A 20,684-nucleotide genomic window follows, 5' to 3' on the forward strand; every position below is an offset into this window, starting at 1 on the left:
GGGGAAGGAAAGATTTGGTTGCTTTATTTTTTTACATTATCAATTCGATTTTTTATGGCGAGGAGCAAGCCTAAGCCTATAAATGCGCCTGGTGGCAGAATGAAAAGTAAAAAGCTACTGTCTGTATGGTAAATATGGTGCGTTAAAAATTTTGCTTGTTCGCCGAATAGATTTTCTATGCCCTCAAAAATAGTGCCTTGTCCAATAATTTCACGTAATGCGCCGAGTATGGTTAGACTAAGTGCCATTCCTAATCCCATTGAAAACCCATCCCAGATGGAATGGAGTAAGCTGTTTTTTGAGGCGAATGCTTCTGCGCGACCGATAATAATACAGTTGGTCACAATTAATGGAATAAAAATCCCCAGTGATTGATAAAGCGTATAAGTGTAAGCATTCATTAAAAGTTGAACCGCTGTTACTGTGGTTGCAATGATCATCACGTAGATTGGAATACGGATTTCCTTAGGAATATATTGACGGAAAAGGGAAATGACCGTATTTGTGCAAGTGAGTACAAGCATTGTTGCTAAACTCAAACCAAGCGCGTTGGTGGCGGTGCTAGACACCGCTAAAAGTGGACAAAGCCCGAGAAGTTGAACAACCGCAGGGTTATTTTTCCAAATTCCTTGAGCAAAAATTTCTTTCCAGATGGATTTTTGTTGATTTTCAACCGCACTTTCTATTTTTTCTTCTTCAAGTGCGGTATTTTTTTCAGTTAAATCTGTCATATTATTTCACTTGTGTTGAAAGCTGTTGTAACAAGGCTTGATTATTTAGCATGATTAATGCTGAGCGTTTAGTTTGATTAACCACTGCGCGAGGTGTAATGGTTGCACCAGAAAATTGATCAAATTTTCCGCCATCTTTTTTTACCGACCATTCGCTTAAATTATGTTCATTAATTGATTGATTTGTGAAACCTAAAATCCAGTTAGAAATTCGGCGTTCAATTTTATCGCCTAAGCCTGGTGTTTCGTGATGTTCGATTACTCGTACGCCTAACACTTCGCCTTTCGGATCTAATCCCACAAGCAAGCGAATATCACCAGAGTAACCATCTGGTGCGGTGGTTTCATAGGCATAGGCAGAAATATTTCCATCTTTTTTCGCAAAATAAATTTTTTGGATACCCACAAAATTTTTATCTTGAGGAATAACCGCACTTTCTAGCAAATTATTGTTGAAATAATCTTGTGGGATAACTTGTAGAAGTAATTCTCGCTGTTGTGCTGCGATTACCGCATCAATTTTATCTTTGGTTAGGAAATAAATTCCTGCAGAAATTATTGTGCAAAGTAGGGCAATAAAGCCTAACAATATGCCATAACGCGATGTGATTTTTACTGTACCCATTATTTTCTTCCTTTTGTTGGATAACCAGATACGCGCGGACGTGTGTAATGATCGATAAGTGGGACGCAAATATTACTTAATAAAATGGCGAATGCCACGCCGTCTGGATAATTTCCGTGATAACGAATGAGATAAACAAATAACCCCACTAATGCGCCAAAAATAATTTTTCCGCGTGGTGTAATGGAGGCTGTGACAGGATCTGTTGCAATAAAAAATGCACCAAACATCATTGCGCCACTAACGAGTTGGCTAATCGCACTTAAATGCGTGAAACCAGTAAAAGCGGTCGCAGTGGCTAAACAGAAAAAGGTGACAAGCATCGCCACTGGAATTTGCCAGTGAATAATGCGTTTTAAAATAAGGAAAATTCCGCCCGCTAAGAAAGCCACGTTGATTTGCCACCAGCCTTGAGCAAAATCGGTTCCATTACCCATAAAAATCGGCAGTTTAATTAATTCATAAAAATCACTTAATTGATTGTGACTTTTATAGAAAATTTTTGCGCTATCCAAAGGCGTTGCTTGGGTGATTCCATCAATGTTATGTGTAAGTTGTGAAAGGGTAAATCCATCCGTGGTTAAGCCTGAAAATATTAATGAAAATGCATCTGAAAAAGTCGGTGGTTCCTGTAATAAATTAATTGGTGGCATCCAAGTTGTCATTTGTAACGGAAATGAAATTAGAAGAATTACATAGCCAATCATCGCGGGATTGAATGGGTTTTGCCCTAAACCCCCATAAACCTGTTTACCTAATAAAACTGCACAGAGTGTTCCAATGATGATGACCCAATAAGGTGCATAAGGTGGAATAGCCATTGCCAAAATTAACGCAGTCAGGGCTACGCTGAAATCTGAAAGATAATTGAGCGGTTTTTTACCTCGTAATTTTATTGCAATAAATTCCGCAATGATTGCCGTACCAATGGCTAATGCGGATTGAAGCAGCACGCCAAATCCAAAATAATAAATTTGCGTGAAAAAAGCGGGCATCATTGCCAAAATGACCCAAAGCATAATACGCGCAGTGAGTTTTCCTGAATGAGTATGTGGGGAGCTAACCATTTTAAACATTATTTTATTCCTGATTATTTTCTAATGTTGTTTGTGTTTTTGCCAGTTTCTTCGCTTTTGCCCGAGCAATGGCGGCGGCTACGGCTGCTTTTTTAGGGTCAAGTGCGGTTGAATTTTCTTGTGTTTTTTCTACCGCACTTTTTGTTTTTTCTACTTCATTTTCTGCGGTTTGAGAGTTTGAAATAGCTTCGCTGGTGCTATTTGCTTGTGCAAGTTTTTTGCTTTTGCACGGGCAATCGCTGCGGCTACGGCTGCTTTTTTAGGGTCAAGTGCGGTTGAATTTTCTTGTGTTTTTTCTACCGCACTTTTTGTTTTTTCTACTTCATTTTCTGCGGTTTGAGAGTTTGAAATAGCTTCGCTGGTGCTATTTGCTTGCGCAAGTTTTTTTGCTTTTGCACGGGCAATCGCTGCAGCTACGGCTGCTTTTTTAGGGTCAAGTGCGGTTGAATTTTCTTGTGTTTTTTCTACCGCACTTTTTGTTTTTTCTACTTCATTTTCTGCGGTTTGAGAGTTTGAAATAGCTTCGCTGGTGCTATTTGCTTGTGCAAGTTTTTTTGCTTTTGCACGAGCAATCGCTGCAGCAACAACCGCTTTTTTCGCATCGGTTGGTTGAGTTTGTTGTTCTTGGTTTTCGACTTGAGATGCTGCTTGTTGACGAGCTAAACGGCGTGCCTTACGTTGTGCCATTAAATCTGTGTTATCAGGTAAAACTTCTCCTTTTTCTGAGGTTAGTGTTTTAATCTGCGTTGATTCTGTTTCATTGGCTTTTTTCGCTTTCAAGCGTTCGAGTGCCGCCTTGACTGGATCTTCCCCTTTAGTTTGTGCTAATTCTTCACGGCGAGCCTGTGCTGCACGTTGTGAACGTGCTTTACGCTCTTGTTCTTCACGTTCCATCCGTGCTTGTTTTGCTTCAAAGCGAATTTTGGCTTCATCTGATTTTTTCTGTTTTTCTTTTATTTGCCAGATTTTAGCTTTTTCTTGGCGGAAATATTGAATTAGAGGAATATGGCTTGGGCATACGTAGGCGCAAATTCCACATTCAATACAATCTTTGAGAGCGTATTCTTCCGATTTTTTGTGATCTTCACTGCGCGCAAACCAATAAAGTTGTTGTGGCATTAAATTTACTGGGCAGGCATCAGAACAGCTAGAACAACGAATACAAGCCTGTTCTGCTTCAGGTTCGGCATATTCAAGATAATCTGGCGCAAGTAAACAATTGACAAGTTTTGTCACAGGCGCATTTAGGTTTGGAAGCTCTAGCCCCATCATTGGCCCACCTGCAAATATAGGAAAATGCTTGTCAAATTGATAGCCCGCATCGCTCAATATTTGGGAAATGGGTGTGCCAAGACGCACCCAATAATTGCCTTTTTCAGCGATTTTATTTCCAGTAAGGGTGACAACACGCTCAATTAAAGGCTCGTCATTTATAACTGCTCTTTTTATTGCGAACATTGTTCCCACATTTTGCATTAATACGCCAATGCTGGATGAACGCTCACCGCTTGGCACTTCTATCCCTGTGAGCAAATAAATCAGTTGTTTGGTAGCACCTGAAGGATATTTTGTTGGAATAACCCGAACGCTAATATCATTTGCTCCCTGTAGTGCATTGCGGATTGCCGATATGGCTTCTGGTTTGTTATCTTCAATGGCAATGACAACTTTTTCAGGGTGCAATATATAACGTAAAATACGAATGCCTTTTATGATTTCATCAGCGCGTTCACGCATAAGACGATCATCACAAGTGATATAAGGCTCACATTCTGCACCATTGATAATTAAGAGTTTGACTTTTTGCTCTGCTGACTGAATTTTGGCAGCAGTTGGGAATACTGCACCGCCTAAACCTGCTATACCTGCTTGATAGATTTTGTGAATAAGTTGTTCTGACGATAGCGTTGAAAAATCATCAATAGGATTACGTTCGATCCATTGATCTAAACCATCCGCCTGTAAATGAATTGTGGGTTCATCAAGACCTGAAGGATGCGTGGCAACATAAGGTTTAATCGATTTAATTGTGCCAGAAGTGGGCGCGTGAACTGGCAACATACGCAAGCCATCGCCTTTTGTTAAGGCTTGTCCTTTTAAGACGTAATCGCCCTCTTTTATTAAAAGATTGCCTGTTGTTCCTAGGTGCTGTTTGAGTGGAATGTAAAAATCCGTGCCGAGAGGCAGATAGCGTAATGGCTGTGAATTAGATTGAGATTTCATTTCTGGTGGATGAATGCCACCTTTGAAATCCCATAATTTACCGGAATTGAAACGAGATAATACGTCCGCCATTTATTCCCCCACAACCAATTTTTTTTCAGAGCCATCGACATTCATTACTGGAATAACGAGTTTTGCATCAAATTTCCAATCCCAATTATCAATATTTTTTTTCACGGGAATCATTAAAATACAATCTGTCGGGCAGGGCGCAACACAAAGCTCGCAACCTGTACAAAGATCGGGAATGATCGTGTGCATTGCTTTATTTGTACCAATAATGGCATCAACGGGACAGGCTTGGATACATTTTGTGCAGCCAATACACATATTTTCATCAATAAAAGCAACTTTCTCGATAGGTTCTTCTATACCCTCCATTGTTGGTACATCAACCCCTAAAATTTCGGCAATTTTTACGATAGTTGTTTGACCACCTGGAATACATTTTGTGATTTCATCGCCATTGCAAATGGCTTCAGCATAAGGCTTACAACCAGGATAACCACATTGCCCACATTGGCTTTGCGGTAAAATAGCATCAATTTTCTCTACGACAGGATCAGCTTCCACTTTGAGCTTGATTGATGCAAAGCCCAAAATCGCACCGAAAATTAAAGCGAGTAGCGTAATTACGATGAATAAAAAGGTCATTATTTCTTTCTTTTTCCTGAAAAATACTGAGAGAACCCAATAAATAAAATTAACAGAGTTATTATCATTAAAAGGTAAATCATTTTATTATTTTACAAGTCCTGTAAATCCCATAAAAGCGAGGGACATTAAGCCTGCGGTAATTAAAGCAATGGATGAACCGCGAAAAGTGGCAGGTATATCAGCGGCGACTAAACGTTCACGAAGCGCGGCAAAAAGTACCAATACTAAGGAAAAGCCGAGAGATGCACCAAAACCATAAACGACAGACTCTGTTAAATTATGAGCGAGATTTACATTTAATAATGCGACACCAAGTACTGCGCAGTTTGTAGTTATCAAAGGCAAGAAAATGCCGAGTAAACGATATAATGTTGGACTTGTTTTGTTTATTGCCATTTCGGTAAATTGCACCACTACAGCAATAACTAAAATAAACACTAATGTACGTAAAAAAGTGGCATTTAAGGGAATTAGAATATAGTGATCGACCAAATATGCACAAAGGGAAGCAACAGTTAAAACAAACATTGTTGCTAATCCCATTCCCACAGCCGTTTCAATTTTTTTGGATACACCCATAAAAGGGCAAAGACCTAAGAATTTTACCAATACAAAATTGTTAATTAATGCGGTGCCGATAATCAATAAAATATAGTGCGTCATTATTTTTTGCCTTTTGAATAGGGGCGTTATTATCCCTATTTATGGAAGCAAGAACAATAGAAAATTTTGCTAAGGGGAAATGGTAAGTTGCGATTTTGTTATTGAAATAAAAAACGCAGCTAATCATTTAAACGATTAGCTGCGTAATATTTGGATTAACAATACTCAACTTGATTTATGAATTAAATATAATAAAACCCCTAAAGATCGGCGAGTATCTTAATGACAAAGATTTGTCTTGTAAACATAGAAATAAAAACTTCTTTTTTGTGGATAAATGTTTAGTACATAAAGTCTCTAGACTGTTTTGTACTATAACGATGAATGATATTAATTGCACTTTCTTCAGCTTGTCGTCCGAATTTTTTTATTAGGGATTTTTTTAAACGGTATTTAACATTAAGCACCTGTTTTTCTTTCATTTTTTCCAAAATTAAATCATCACTCGTTGAGATTTCATCTACAAGTTGTAATGCAATGGCTTGTTGTCCAAACCAATGTTCGCCTGTTGCGATTTTATCAATATCTAGGCAAGGGCGATTTTGTGAGACAAATTGTTTGAATAATTTATGTGTTTCTTCCAATTCTTGTTGAAATTTTTGTTTGCCTTTTTCAGTGTTCTCACCCAATACGGTCACTGTACGTTTAAATTCGCCCGCAGTCATTACATCTACATCGACATCGTGTTTTTTCAATAGTCGATGAACATTTGGAATTTGAGCGACAACGCCAATAGAACCAATAACAGCAAAAGGTGCGGATACAATTTTATCGGCAACGCAAGCCATCATATAACCGCCACTTGCAGCCACTTTATCAACGGCAACAGTTAATTTTATGCCTTTTTGTTTTAAGCGAGACAATTGAGAGGCTGCAAATCCATAATTATGCACAATGCCACCAGGGCTTTCTAAACGTAGTAATACTTCATCTTCAGATTTGGCAACATTTAAGATAGCTGAAATTTCTTCACGAAGTGCGGTTGTTTCTGAGGCTGAAATATCGCCGCAAAAATCTAATACATATACGCAAGCTTTCTTTTCATCTTCTAAAGTCTCGCTTTTTTTCAATTTTTCTTTGCGTTTTTTAGCATTTTGTTTTTCCGCTTTTTTTTCAGCTTTAGTGCGTTGTTTTTGTTCTTCTTCAGAAAGATTAAAATCACGTAATAAACGAACTTGTTCATTAAATTCTTCTGATAAATCTTTAATTTCTAATTCTCCCACTTTAGACTTGTTATGTTGGCGATAAGAAATAATCAAACCAACAATAGCAAGAATGAGTAATAAAATTGTTAAAATTTCCAGAATAAAAATTCCATAGCCTGTTAAAATATCGTTCAACATTGTTACTCCCGTTGATATTTAATGGATTAAATTTTCACGACACTGGTTTAGTGTGTAGATCGCCAACATAATAAAACATTGTGATTGTTTGCGCTATTTATAACAAAAAATTTTAAATTAATTCTTACTTTTTATATTTTCATTTTGGCTAATTTGGCATAGCATAAGCGAGTATTTCATTTATACCAAAGGAGCAATTATGAAATTACGCGCTGTTGTATTAGGTCTTGCCACATTATGCACAAGTACGGCAACCTTTGCTGGAATGGTTTCTACGTCATCTAACCTTGAGTTTTTAGCGATTGATGGTCAAAAAGCCTCTAAATCTCTCGGAAAAGCTAAGACATTTACTGTAGATGATACCCAAAACCATCAGGTTGTTGTGCGTCTAAATGAAATTGTTGGTTCAGGATCGAATCAATCTCTTTTTGAATCTAATCCTGTGATTGTGACATTTCAAGGTAATGCTGAAGATTTGGTTATTTCCGCACCAGTTATTCGTAATCTTGATAGTGGCGATAAATTCAATCAAATGCCAAATATTACTGTGAAAACAAAATCAGGTAATGCTATTTCAGCGAAAGTGGATGTGTTAAAACAAGAAGGTTTATTCCCAAGTGGTAATGTGCTAAATGATCTTGCTGAATATAATGCGTCTGGTGCAGCGGCATCAGTTTCTAAATTTGCTGCAACAACAGTTGCGAGTTCAGTGGCTGTTGCGCCAGCAGGTAATGCAAAAGCGAATAAAGGAAAAGTGGTTGTTCAGGGCGAAAATGTTGCAGAGCAACAGCTCCAATATTGGTTCCAACAAGCGGATAAAGAAACTCAAACACGTTTCTTAAACTGGGCAAAATCCCATAAATAATGACCGCACTTTATACAATAAAAAGTGAGCCTTGTTGCTCACTTTTCTATTTTGATAAGGATTTGAAATGAATATTCGGTTAAATACTAAAGTAATTTCTACAATTCCTGTTTTTATTGCCGTAAATATTGCGGCAGTGGGAATATGGTTTTTTGATATTTCTTCGCAATCAATGCCTTTGATTCTAGGGATCATTGCAGGTGGTTTGGTGGATTTGGATAACCGTTTAACTGGACGATTGAAAAACGTATTTTTCACGCTTATTGCCTTTTCTATTTCTTCCTTTATTGTGCAGTTACATATTGGCAAGCCTATCCAATATATTGTGTTAATGACGGTGCTGACATTTATTTTCACTATGATTGGTGCCGTGGGGCAGCGTTATAGCACCATTGCTTTCGGTTCATTAGTGGTTGCGCTTTACACCACATTAACTTATATCCCAGAGGTAAATGTATGGTTTATTAACCCTGTAATGATTTTATGCGGTACCTTGTTGTATAGCGTGGTGACTCTGATTGTTTACCTGTTTTTCCCAAATCGCCCCGTGCAAGAAAGTGTCGCTAAAGCGTTTTGTGCGTTGGGGGAATATTTAGATACCAAATCCTGTTTTTTTGATCCTGACGAAGTGGCTGAGATTGAAAAAAAACATCTTAATTTCGCGATGAAAAATGCGAATGTTGTCACGGCATTTAATATTGTGCGTACCGCACTTTTTTATCGTATTAGAGGGCAACATCGCCATCCTCGTACCCAGAGAATGTTACGTTACTATTTTGCCGCACAAGACATTCATGAGCGCACCAATTCTACGCATTTTGATTATCAACAAATAACGGAAAAACTAAAAAATACAGATTTGATTTTCCGTATTCAACGTTTGTTAGAACTACAAGCACAATCCTGTAAAGAAATCACGGCGAGTTTACGTGAAAATAAACCTTATCATTTTAATGAACGTGTGGAACGTGCGCTTTTAGGCACCTTGCATTCCTTTGAACTATATCGAGCACAACATCTTAATGATCAAGATGAACTGATTGATATCCAAACCTTGTTAGATAATTTACAAAGCATCAACTGGCAACTTCGCCAATTAGCACAAGACACGACGGATACAGAACAATTAGCTCAAATTCATACGGAACAAATCACTGGGTTAAAAAATATCAGTGCGGTGATTTTTAGCCATTTTACTTTTGAGTCACCGTTGTTCCGTCATGCGGTACGCTTATCTATTGTGGTATTTTTATGTTGTGCAATTGTTGAGTTTTTCCAATTTAATCTTGGTTATTGGATTTTATTGACCACTGTATTTGTGTGTCAGCCAAATTATTCTGCAACTAAAGTACGTTTACGTCAGCGCATTATCGGCACGATATTAGGCGTAGTGGTGGGGTCTCTATTACCTTATTTAAATCCAACCTTAGAATTAAAACTGGGTCTTGTGGTGCTCACAAGTACTTTGTTCTTTTTCTTCCGTAGTAATAATTATAGTTTCTCGACCTTTTTCATCACACTACAAGTATTGCTCAGTTTTGATGTCATGGGATTTGATACGGCAGCTGCGTTGATGCCTCGTTTACTTGATACTTTACTTGGTGCCGCGATTTCATGGTTTGCCGTATCTTACTTATGGCCAGATTGGAAATATTTGCAACTTGATAAAGTGAGCCATCAAGCATTGCGTAGTGATGCGGTGTATTTATTGCATATTATTAGTCAATTGCAATTTGGTAAAAGCGACGATCTTAAATATCGCATAGCACGTCGCAATGCACATCAATATGCAGCCGCACTGAGTACAACACTTTCCAATATGAATAATGAACCAGTGAAATACAAGACATATTTACAAAAAGGTTTTGATTTACTCAAACTGAATTATTCTCTATTAAGCTATATTTCAGCACTGGGAGCTTATCGAGACAGAATGAAAAATTTGCAACAGACCGCACAGTTTTTATCTGGTTTTTATCCCGTGGCAAAGAAAATTATCTATACCTTAGAACACATTGAAGAAATACCCGAAGCTATTTTTAACCAACAGCAAGAACGTATTGAAACACATTTAAAAGAATTAGAAAAACAAGAGATGACTGCTGAAGAACGCACCGTCTTTAGTTTGCCGTATCAACAATTGAATTTGATTACCCAACTATTGCCACAATTTTATGGGTATTTTAAGAAAGAGATAAACTGTCAGCGTGCGGGGGCGTTATAAAGATAAAAGTGCGGTTGATTTTTGAGAGATTTTAAAACTCGTTGAAAATTAACCGCACTTTTACTTTAAGAAACCGTTATTTTTTACTCAAGTGCTTCCGCTTCCATTCATTTGTTTTCTTAAGCAGTATTTTGCCCAATGGACGAGGGTCGCCTGTAAAAAGCTTTTGTAAGCCGTTGTTTTCTATGATGTAACGACGGAGTTCAAGGCGTTCTTGATGGTTTTCTGCTAGACGCAAAGCACATTCAATATATGTTTCTCGTGTGTCGGCTATCAGCCATTCAGGTAGTCCTAAGCGTTTAAATAAACCCTCATCAATATGCTCATGAACCTCATCCCCCGTTTTACATACACCAATCAAACCCAGTGTAACCATATCAATTATGCCGTTTGTATTACCGAAAGGAAACGGATTGAGTAGCATATCGCAATCACGCAATATTGCCAGATAATCGTGATAAGGTGCGTGGGGATGTGCGGTGGCATCGTCGCCTAAATAGCTTTCGATGAACCATTTGACATAAGGGTGTGTCAAGCCTGTTGATTGTCCAAGTGCGAAATGAAAATGTATTTTGACTTTAGCTTTATCCCTGATTTCTTGCAATGTTACCAAAAATTCAGGGTTTAATTTCATGGTGGTAGCAGCAATACCGATATTGACTACTTCGGGATTTTCTCTTAGTACATAATCCACTTTTTGTGGGGCGAGCGCAGATGGTACATAAGGTAGGGCATCTTTGGGCAAGCGTAAAAGGGTTTCGCTGAAACAATCTTCACTGCCCACATAATCATCTTCTACGATGACATAATCAATAAATTCAGAGTGCGTAGTGGCAGGATGACCCAAGGCTACAGCTTGAATAGGGGCAAGCCGAGTGTTGCTCACAAAAATCGTGGTAATATCCATGCCAATGCTTGGCATATAGAACACTGCGGGTTGGAAAGTTTCGCACTGTTTACGGATAAAAAACAGTCTCTCCATTATATTATTGCTACTGATTTCAAAGAACTCGTCAAACACTTCTCGACCTATGTTATCAACGCCCTCATGGCCTAAGCCGACTAAATAGAATTTTTCTCGAGCAGCAATCATTGAAGTTGAATGCGTGCGATAAATCGAATGTCCCGAATTAAAATGTTCAAGCAGTACCATCATCACAGGTTTGCCGTCCTTTTTACCTAAGGTGTAAAGGTAGCGGTCTTGCCATCCTTGCGTGAGGATATGCTTGCGGACAAGTTCGTTTAATGGACGCTTAACATCGTGCTTGTTTTTTGCTAAATCATAACTGCAGTGCATATATACATCATGAAGGATATTTGCAGGCAATTCATCTAAATTAGCAATTTCGGCGAGTTTTTTAGGAAACCACTGTAAAACCACCGCTCTTTTATGAAACGCAGATGCAGTACCAATAAAACGTGAAGATTGCAACGCAAAACACAATGAAGCACAAAGTTGTTGATTCCCTGCCCATAACGCATCTAAACTCATATTGACATTGGATTCGGGTAAGTAAAAAATACAGAATTTAGCAATAGAAGAGTTGTCTGTTGCTAAATGAAAGCCACCTTCGGAATCTGGGTTGATATTATATTTATTGAGAATATGGTCTGCGTTAACGTAGGGGGAAGAGGCAAAAATCAGCGTCAACCAGCGTTGCAGACTAATCATCTTTAACGCCCCTTCTTCAGAAATTGCCAATTCGGGGTCGGAAAAGAGTGTTGTAATTGCATTGGCGAGACGAGTGGCAAAATAAATGAGTAATTTTTCGGGTAGATATGCCAGCTGTGCGGGTGCGTCAAATTCAATATCGTGAACGCCTCCAAAATTAGCATCCATTTTTTCCAGAATCACCATTAATTCACGACAAGCAAACTCATAATCTTTTTTTGCGATATGTTGTTCCAAGCGCAATAGGCTAGGTTTGGGTGATTGTTGAAGCATTTGCGGGGAAGTTTGGTTGTTGTTTGATTCCACAAGTGAAACGGTCGTATTTTGTGGAGCGTTTTGCAAATTTTCTTTTGTCATATTATTAAATCCCTTGTATCGAAATCCCCTGTATCGCCATGGCACATGGCATGGAGTATACTTTAGTTTATCATATAAATTGTTTTTTAGCATTGCTTGGTTTGCTTGATATACAGGGGTAAAAACAGGGTTGCGTATAGACTGTAAATTGGCTGGTAAAGCATATAGTTATAAACTGGTAGGCGGAACGCTTACCAGTTGATTAAATTTCAGGGTTAGAAACTGAATGTTAATCTACCCCAGAAGGTTGTAGGTGAGCTTGTGCGTTTTTTGTTGCCATTCAAATTGTCACTATTGGCATTTGCAAAGCGACGAGCAACAAAAGCATCTAGGCTTAAGTTTTGTGTAGGAGAGGTTTTAATGCCTAAACCCGCAGAGGATACTGTGTGCATATCTTCACCGTAAATTTTAGCATTTTCGCTATTATAACGGAACTGACCTGCATCATAAAACGCATAAGGGCTGATTTGAAAGCGGGTGTATTTTGGCATACTTAATTCATTACGCCATACAAGACCGCGCTCACCACTTGCACCGCCGTATTTAAAGCCTCTGACGCCATAAGTACCTGTTACAGAGAATAAATCTATGCTACTTATATCTTGTAGAGTAAACTGACCCGATAATTGACTGCTAAAATGCCAACCTTGAGCAAACTCTTGACTCAACCCTAAACTGGCTGTGCTAATGTGATAGCTGCGATTAAATGTTTCGCCAATGCGCTCCATTCCAAAAGAGCCTGGTAATTTACTCGCGTAATAATGATGAGTTAAATCAATATTAAAGATTGTTTTAGGGGTGAATTGGATATGCCCATCAATGCCTGCACTTACGCCTGATACTGCAAATTTTTTCTTCGTTGCACCCAGGGTGTTTAACTCGGATGTTTGATTAATATGGCGGTAGTTGTAGCCTAAATTAATTTTAAACTGGTCTTCCATACCAAGGTTAAATGTTGGGAGGTAATAACTCCATTTCAGATTTGCAGAGATAGATTGACCTTTTGATAATTTACGATTAATCGCACTTGGTAAGCCGTCGATATCATTAGAATCAGCATAACTCATGCTGGTATAAAGGCTTAAGGATTGATGTTTGTCATAAAACGGATAAGTATATCCCACGCCTACCGCATAAGATTTTGATGGTGCTTTCACATTGGTTAATGCGTTTAGGTTTAATACATCATCATGTCCAGTTAAATTGGCATTAACAAAACCTAAACTCACACGTTGATAGTTAAACTCCCTTGCACCGAAATTATCATAAGAAATAAAGCTACGCGTTTTACCAAAAGGCGAGAAGCCCGCAATTATCAAATTAGAGGTTTTGTTTTTAGGGTTTAGTTCGTAATGTACACGGGTAACCTTAAGCGGATTTTCTTTTGCCATATTAAATTCACGCAAATCGAACCACTGACGACCATCTTCATACACTTTTCCTTGTTTCAAAGATGGCAGGCTGCGAGCGATATTTTCTTCACTATAACCCTTGCTCGCCTTATAAAAAACTTGGCTTTCTGCGACTGATTTCGAGACCAGTTCAAATATAATATTGCCATCCGTAATGGTTTGTTGCGGCAATATCACATCAAATTTATTTGGCTCAATCTTATCTAGCACGGCTTGTAATTCAAGCTGTGCTGTTTTTAGGTTTGTTAAAGTTTGTGTACCCTGGTATTTGGATAAGGATTTTGCTACAGACAGTTGGGCGTCTTCACTTAAAGTTTCAAGTGCGCCAGATAACTGAAAGCCTTTTACTAAAAACGCTTCTTCTGCATACGTCGATGAAGAAGCCAAGCCAAGCAATATTGATATTGCACTGAGTTTTAATCTGCTTTTTATGTTTTTCATAATAATAACCTGTTAAAAATACTTTATTGTATTTTTCGTAATTTTTTACAAGGTGGGTAAAAGCCCGTACTGAACTTTAACCCACACAGTAAATAATACGAAAATAAAATGACTTCATTGCAGGATGAAATCTACCTTGTCAATTACTGACCACTACCGCTCAATATCAGCAATATTGGTGCATATTGTTGCACCATTGCCGATTAAGAAACATACCTTACCTTCAGAAATTGTCACTTGACTTGATGGTCTGGTTGTAAACTCATTTTGTGTATTAATCGTAATGGCATTATTTGGCTCAGCAAAACGTACAGCGCTTACGCCAAGTTTAGCTAACGCTTCTCTTTCTTCATCAGATAAATCTTTTACCTTCTCAAGGATGCGTTTCGCTTCAATTACTTCATCTACGCTTGCTATACCCGGTTGAATGTATTTCACATCAATTTTAACGCCTTTTAACAGTACGGTGTTTATACCGTTTTTTGAAATGATATTTAATCCATTTATTGTGATTAAATCCCCAGTGATGTTCACTCTGCTTGAGGTTGTCGCGATTACGCTGCCGGAGCCATTTGCGTTGGTTGCATTCACTACTGTATGGTTACCTGATGCCTCACCATTTAGCTCAGCGTCTTTTGCGTTAATAACCAAGGTGCCGCTGTTTGCGTTAATGCTTGAACCCTTCACGGTAGTTAGAGCGCCTGTAGTATTCAGTGTTACATTAGCAGCATTGATATTTCCCCCAATGCTACCATCCTTAGCTGAAAGGTTTACCTGGTTATTAGCTGAAGTAATGCTTGAACTAGCCTTAGTGGTTAATTTGCCCGATGTTGCAGTTAGGGTCGCGGCTCCTCCTGTCGCATCAATTTTTGCGGCATCTTCAACAGTTAAATCGCCAGTATTTGCTGTAACATTTACCGTATTACCGGAAATCGTACCGTCAATTGTACCTGTTGCACTTGTTACATTCACCTCGCCCGCCGTTGCTTTAATCTCTGAACCGGATTTAGTAATTAAATCTTTGGTTGCGCTAACTTCTACTTTGCCACCAGAAATCATGCCGCCGATATTACCTGATTGGCTTGAAGTGGTCACGCTCTCGGTTCCAGTAATCGTAGAGCCTGCTTGGGTGGTTAAACCTTCGGTCGCGGTAACTTCTACTGTGCCACCAGAAATTGTACCGCCAATTATGCTTGTTTTGCTTGTTACATTAGCCTCGCCTTCAGTCGCTTCAATTTTTGAGTCTGCTTGGGTGGTTAAACTATTAGTTGCTTTAACGTTTACTGTCTTGCCGGAAATTTTACCGCCGATATTACCTGATTGGCTTGAAGTGGTCACGCTCTCGGTTCCAGTAATCGTAGAGCCTGTTTGGGTGGTCAATTCGCCCGATGATGCGGTTAAGCTTGCGGTTTTACTGGTTATATTTGCAACACTTAAGTTACCAGTATTTGCTGTAACAGTTACCGCCCCACTTTCTGCGTTAATGTCACCGTTGATTTCGCCTGATTGACTTGAAGTGGTTATACTCTCGGTTCCTTTAATTGTAGAGCCTGCCAAAGTGGTTAATGCACCGCTATTTGCAGTAACAGTAACGGCGTTGCCTGAAATATTACCTACAGCAAGAGTATCGCCGCCTGCCACAATTGTCACAGAGCCAGGCTTGGACTCAATTCCGCCTTGGATACTGCCTGTATGAGCGGTTATCTCCACGTTACCGGCGGTTGCATTAATGGTTGTACCTGTTTTAGTGGTAATCCCTCCATTTGCCGCAGAGACGTTCACTGTTTTGTGAGAAGTAATATTGTTGTTTACTTCTACATCTTTTGCAGTAATAGTTAAACCGGTATTGTTGTCACTGCCACCTTCAGTGTTGTTATCATTATCACTAAGTGTTTTCACTTTGCTATTTAGTGTCACCTTGTGACCGTCAGCAGAGATTTTTGAATCTTTAACATTGTTAAAAGTTACTGTTTTAGCGCTAGTATTGCCGCTATCATCACTATTACCAATAGTTAAATTACTACTATCTTTAGCTACAATCTTTGCTTTGTTGAAGCCTGAAATATTTAGGTCTTGTGTTAATTTCAATTCTTTGGTTTTAATGGTTAGATTGGCTTGACTTTTCGTACTTGAATCAGAGTTCTCTCCGTTAACACCCTTCTTGATTGTTATCTGTTTGGTAATATTGATTTTATCGGAGGAAATCGTGAGATTACCTTCTTTTTGCGAGATGTTGCCGCCAATTTGGATTTCAGCGTTACCTTTATTATCAATGATATTCAAATCACCTGCTTTGTTGGTTATATTACCTTCTATAATGGTACGGTAAGTGGTGTCGGAGTTGGTGGTAATATTTAAGCTACTGGTGTTATTGATATCTTTAAATTTAGCCCCTCCTCTAGCAATGGAGATATTTGAATTGCCTTTGTTGTTAAACAAGCCGCCTACATTAAAAGTGAAATTTGTGATAGCTTTAAGATTGGCGCCATTTTCAACGGTAAGATTTCCGCCTATATTGATAACATTGCCGCCAGCGGTAAGGTTGCCTCTATTGACGACATCTCCTTTTATATTTAAAGGTTTTTTATGATCGTTAAAATCCGAACCGATAAGAGTGGCGTTGGTGTTTTCATTGATAGTAACATTGCCTTTGATTTCTGTTATGGCTTTCTTGGAGCCAAAGGTGATATTGCCTCCAGTAAAGGTTATGTTTTTTTTAGCTACAACGCCTTCACCAATCATCCCGTCAATGCCTTCAACCTGCAAGAGCGATATATTGCCTCCAGTGGCGTTTAAAGTTAAATCATTATTTATTAAAAAACCGACTTTTGTTGAACCTGTAGTTTCAAATCTTAAGCTCGACCCTTTTGAAGCATTAAGGTGTTTAGAATTTATAATTACGCCAGGGGTTTGCTGGTTAGAGGATGAAGCGTTAAGCCTGAAGGTGACATTCCCCCCTCCTGAAACTGAAATGTTCCCATTGAATAATGCGTAATTCAGGTTATTGTATTGATTTATAGTCCCTATTGGTGCTTTGATGTTAAAGTTGACTTTTGCATTTTTATTAACATTAAAGGTGGTATCTGTGGTGAATGATATGCCGTTTAAGGTATAACTGGATAAAAGAGGGGCTGAGCCATCCTCTGCCGAGGAGTCAATAGTAAGGTTAAAGTTGCTATCTTCGGAGGCATTTAAGTGGGTTATATTCCAATAGGTTCGCCCTTTGTATCTGCTGTACCAATTGCTTGTAGCATTAGGTGGAATCATTGAGATATTTACGCTTCCTGAAATATTTAAAGTCCCATTAAAATAGTTTGTGACGAGACTATTGTTTTTTTGTGGTCTACTGAGATTAAAAAGCAAGCCAGTCCCAGTGCCATTTAGAGAGACATTTTCAAATCTAAAGCCTTTATTATTGCCTGCTGTAATAGTTCCTTGACCTGTAATGGTTAGGTTATTCCCTTTTTCAAAGGCGACATCTCCTTCTTTAGTTGTAATGTTTAAGCGTCCTGATTCAAGCGTAATATTTTTATGAATATCAACCCATCCGCTAGAGTAAATGGTTAAGTTTCCGTTAGCAGTAGAAGTGATATTGCCATTAATCAGAACGCCACTGTTTTTATTTTTGCTGCTCCAGAGGGTTAGGTGGGAGTTGCCTCCGATATTGATATCACTATTAACTCTGATTTCATTGTTGGCAGTGATATTAACAAAAGAGCCTCTTGCTAATATCTTCTCAAGCGTTGAGTTTGTTAGTGTTGTCTTTGTGTTATTGTTTCGTTTTGGAGTATCAGCACTCTCTCCTGTTCCTGTGTATTCTTCGTTTTCTAAATTAGTGTCACTACGCCCTGCGTCTCCTGCATTAATATATACATTCTCCGGGTCTAACAACCACTCTTTAGCGTCAACAATTGCATTATCTTTGATGAATAAATCATGCCCTGATGTCTCCACGAAACCACCGGTTTTAGCGATATCACCACTACCTTGAGCGTTAATATTGCCGTCAATTAACGCAATATCGCCCCATACAATAGCACGCCCGCCTTTTTCTTTGCCTGATACATTAATTGTTGAGCCTTTTTCTAAAGAGGTTTTCTTTGCTAATTGAATGCCGTTTTTACCTTCGCCGCGCTCGTCACCGCCAAGATAAGTTTCTCCTCCTTCTTTACCTGAAAGGTCGATAACTGCACCTGTTTTTAATGTGACTTTGTCGCCTGTAATCATCAACTTACCACCTTTGGCTTGTTGATTTTGAGCGGAAATCACACCGCCAATCTCCGCTTCACCTTCTTTGGCGGAAAGAACAATGTTACCGCTTTTATCTTTACTTACAGAATCAGCAGAAAGTTTACCTTTATTGCGAATATTGGCAGCACGGACATTGATATTACCGCCTTTAGCAAAGATATCACCTAAATTGATTGCTTCATTTTCAGGTGCAGCAATGCTGTAAGTAATGGTTGGGTTTATTATATCGCTGATGGTAATTTTTTGCCCTGCAAGTAAAGAAATGCTACCGCCATTTACGCTAATTACACCCTCATTTTTTACTTTGCCACCAATAAGGTTTACGCTACCGTCTTTACCAACGGTAATTAAACCGTGATTCACAATTTCAGCGAGCGCTTTATCCTTGGTTTGCTCAAGGGTGAAATTACGCGCCTTGATGTTTTCGTTGGAAATGTCTAGCGTAGAAGCAGTAAAGCCATTGGTGTTAATAATTGCGTCTTTACCTATTGTGATACCATTTGGGTTGATTAAAAAGACCTGTCCGTTAGAATCTAAAATCCCTTTTAATTGGGAGATTTGGTCAGATGTAACACGGTTGAATACGGCAGAGTTGTTGCTTTCTTGTAAAAACTGCACCATTTCATTTTGGTCAATGTTAAATTGTTTCCAGTTAATAATTGCATTGACGCTATTACGGATGGTGGTTTTATTGCCGTCTACTTGCATAGTGGCTGTGCCGTGTACTACATCCATTCCTTGCAAGCCGCTTGCTAAAACAGATTGTGGAATAGATGTTACACCTAAAGATAGTAACATAGCGGAAAGTGGCTTTAACGCTAAGTGGCGTACTTTCGTACGAACAGGTTTTTCACTGCCTTTTTCTGTGGAATGGTCACAACCCCGTGTCAATTCAGACACAGCAACCAAAGCATTCAGGCGTTTGCTGAATTTGAGACGATATATCTTGTTCATATTTTCTCCTAAGGTTAGTTGAACAATTAAATTACTTTATCATTTGCGTTCATTCAGCCCCCTCTTCATTCTTGCCCCTCCCTCCCTTCCCTCGGTTCATCATTTCATGTGAAAGATGAAAGATGAAAGATGAAAGATGAAAGATGAAAGATGAAAGATGAAAGATGAAAGATGAAAGATGAAAGATGAAAGATGAAAGATGAAAGATGAAAGATGAAAGATGAAAGATTATACCATTTTATATGGCGGATTTATACTATTTTTTTAAAATATTTGCATATAGATTGCAAAGAAGCTGTTGTAATTGTTGTTTGTCATCACAAAAATCTTGATTTATTTGTATTGTATATTCAACCAGTTTATTTGAGTGGGGGAAATATTATGCTACAAGAAATTGAATTAAAATTGGCGATCTCGCCACAAATAGGTATTGAATTGCCACAATATCTTGAAAAATAAGATGGTGACCAAAGCTGATTGCCCCAAAGTTTTTTTCGGATACTTGGATAATTTTTCTTTCTAATCATTCGACTTGATACACCTTTTAGGCTGTTTACTAGCGTAGAAACAGCCACTTTCGGCGGATATTCAATGAGTAAATGAACGTGAGCGTCTTCGCCGTCAAACTTGATTGATTTTGCTTCAAAATCATTGCAGACGCTTTCGAAAATCAAATTGAGATCATCTAAAATCGCTTTTGTAAAAACATCACGGCGGTATATCGGTTGGGTTCGCTATCGCAACAGTCGTGATGTCGTCAGCGAAATTAAAAACGTCACGGTTAGCCAAAAGTGCGGTCGTTTTTTTGTCAGTATTCAAACGGAATCTGAATATGAAATCCCAATGCATTAAGGCGGAGAAATTGGGATAGATATGAGTATTGCCCGTTTTGCAACGCTTTCAAGCGGTAAATATTTTGAGCCGTTGAATGTCTTTAAAACCCACAAAGGCAAACTGGCAAAACTACAACGCCAACTTAAAAACAAGATTAAATTTAGCCAAAACTGGCAGAAATTAAAGGCGAAAATCGCCAAACGCAGGCTGATTTTGAATGCGTAGAATGTTGCTATACAGAAAATGCGGATGTGGTTGGGGCGTTAAACATTTTGGAGTGTGGGTGAGAGCTAGCTTTGCCGTCCAAGCGTAAATATCAGGCTGGGACACAGCCGTAGAGCTTGTGAAGTGAACTT

At 38.6% G+C, this 20,684-nt stretch carries 12 protein-coding genes and 3 pseudogenes; 4 read left to right on the plus strand and 11 right to left on the minus strand.

The window, feature by feature from the left end; all coding sequences use genetic code 11:
• Positions 1–23 precede the first annotated feature (23 nt).
• The 7 genes from AT683_RS06035 to sohB all read right to left on the minus strand — a co-directional run bounded on the left by AT683_RS06035 (position 24) and on the right by sohB (position 7,318).
• A complete protein-coding gene (locus AT683_RS06035) occupies positions 24–731 on the minus strand; it encodes an electron transport complex subunit E (protein ID WP_005689725.1) in 708 nt (235 codons plus the stop codon).
• A gap of 1 nt (position 732) precedes the next feature.
• A complete protein-coding gene (gene rsxG, locus AT683_RS06040; protein WP_014550666.1) occupies positions 733–1,356 on the minus strand; it encodes an electron transport complex subunit RsxG in 624 nt (207 codons plus the stop codon).
• Positions 1,356–2,432 carry an electron transport complex subunit RsxD gene (rsxD, locus tag AT683_RS06045; RefSeq protein ID WP_005688002.1) on the minus strand — a complete coding sequence of 359 codons (1,077 nt, stop codon included), beginning with the start codon at positions 2,430–2,432 and terminating at the stop codon, positions 1,356–1,358. Before rsxD ends, rsxG begins: the two co-directional genes overlap by 1 nt.
• 150 nt (positions 2,433–2,582) lie before the next feature.
• Positions 2,583–4,727, minus strand: a complete 2,145-nt coding sequence (gene rsxC, locus AT683_RS06050; protein ID WP_058222201.1) for an electron transport complex subunit RsxC — start codon at positions 4,725–4,727, stop codon at positions 2,583–2,585.
• Positions 4,728–5,309, minus strand: a complete 582-nt coding sequence (rsxB, locus tag AT683_RS06055) for an electron transport complex subunit RsxB (RefSeq protein ID WP_005650033.1) — start codon at positions 5,307–5,309, stop codon at positions 4,728–4,730. It lies immediately after the preceding gene.
• An 87-nt stretch (positions 5,310–5,396) separates the two neighbouring features.
• Complete coding sequence (rsxA, locus tag AT683_RS06060) at positions 5,397–5,975, minus strand: electron transport complex subunit RsxA (protein WP_005694403.1); 579 nt, start codon at positions 5,973–5,975, stop codon at positions 5,397–5,399.
• Positions 5,976–6,256: 281 nt separating this feature from the next.
• Positions 6,257–7,318: a protease SohB gene (sohB, locus tag AT683_RS06065; protein ID WP_038441010.1), complete on the minus strand. Its 1,062-nt coding sequence runs from the start codon at positions 7,316–7,318 to the stop codon at positions 6,257–6,259.
• A 199-nt stretch (positions 7,319–7,517) separates the two neighbouring features.
• Here sohB and AT683_RS06070 point away from each other — a divergent pair, with 199 nt between their 5' ends.
• Entirely contained in the window at positions 7,518–8,183 is a 666-nt protein-coding gene (locus tag AT683_RS06070) for a curli polymerization inhibitor CsgI-related protein (RefSeq protein ID WP_005654151.1), read from the plus strand.
• Between the two features lie 67 nt (positions 8,184–8,250).
• Positions 8,251–10,407, plus strand: coding sequence for a YccS family putative transporter (gene yccS, locus AT683_RS06075; protein ID WP_038441014.1), 2,157 nt, complete (start codon positions 8,251–8,253; stop codon positions 10,405–10,407).
• 76 nt (positions 10,408–10,483) lie between these two features.
• On the opposite strand, the gene AT683_RS06080 is transcribed toward yccS, so the two are convergent.
• From AT683_RS06080 to AT683_RS06090, 3 genes are all read right to left on the minus strand, one after another.
• Positions 10,484–12,436 carry a UDP-glucose:protein N-beta-glucosyltransferase gene (locus tag AT683_RS06080; RefSeq protein ID WP_080390663.1) on the minus strand — a complete coding sequence of 651 codons (1,953 nt, stop codon included), beginning with the start codon at positions 12,434–12,436 and terminating at the stop codon, positions 10,484–10,486.
• A gap of 215 nt (positions 12,437–12,651) precedes the next feature.
• Positions 12,652–14,289 (minus strand): two-partner secretion (TPS) system translocator Hmw1B, encoded by a 1,638-nt coding sequence (gene hmw1B, locus AT683_RS06085; RefSeq protein ID WP_058222202.1) that lies wholly within the window; start codon positions 14,287–14,289, stop codon positions 12,652–12,654.
• Between the two features lie 153 nt (positions 14,290–14,442).
• Positions 14,443–19,494, minus strand: coding sequence for a two-partner secretion domain-containing protein (locus AT683_RS06090; protein WP_058222203.1), 5,052 nt, complete (start codon positions 19,492–19,494; stop codon positions 14,443–14,445).
• 381 nt (positions 19,495–19,875) lie between these two features.
• Between AT683_RS06090 and AT683_RS09425 the strand changes: the two are divergent.
• A pseudogene (locus AT683_RS09425) lies at positions 19,876–19,950 on the plus strand (CYTH domain-containing protein); the annotation flags it as partial.
• Here the strand turns inward: AT683_RS09425 and tnpA are convergent.
• Positions 19,926–20,213, minus strand: a pseudogene (tnpA, locus tag AT683_RS09885) (IS200/IS605 family transposase); the annotation flags it as partial. The pseudogenes AT683_RS09425 and tnpA overlap by 25 nt on opposite strands.
• A 1-nt stretch (position 20,214) precedes the next feature.
• Here tnpA and AT683_RS10050 point away from each other — a divergent pair.
• Positions 20,215–20,529, plus strand: a pseudogene (locus AT683_RS10050) (transposase); the annotation flags it as partial.
• Positions 20,530–20,684: the final 155 nt, after the last annotated feature.

Source organism: Haemophilus influenzae, from assembly GCF_001457655.1.
Lineage (GTDB): Bacteria > Pseudomonadota > Gammaproteobacteria > Enterobacterales > Pasteurellaceae > Haemophilus > Haemophilus influenzae.